We start from the raw sequence: 255 nt of genomic DNA on the forward strand, positions 1-255 counted from the left end.
TCCGCGCGCCTTAGAATTCTCTTCTCGCCTACCTGTGTCGGTTTGCGGTACGGGCACCTTCACCTGGTTAGAGGCTTTTCTTGGCAGTGTGAGATCATGACCTTCGGTACTATAATTTTCCCTCCCCATCACAGCCCAGCCTTAAAGTGTGCGGATTTGCCTACACACCAGCCTCACTGCTTGGACGAGCATCCATCAGCTCGCGTCACTACCCTCCTGCGTCACCCCATCACTCATAACGGTTTACGGTGGTAC

At 54.1% G+C, this 255-nt stretch carries 1 rRNA gene; it reads right to left on the reverse strand.

The features are described 5' to 3' along the window. Positions 1–255 (reverse strand): 23S ribosomal RNA (locus tag KI379_RS33880); the annotation flags it as partial.

The sequence above is a fragment of the Paenibacillus cineris genome (assembly GCF_018333335.1).
Lineage (GTDB): Bacteria > Bacillota > Bacilli > Paenibacillales > Paenibacillaceae > Paenibacillus_AQ > Paenibacillus_AQ favisporus.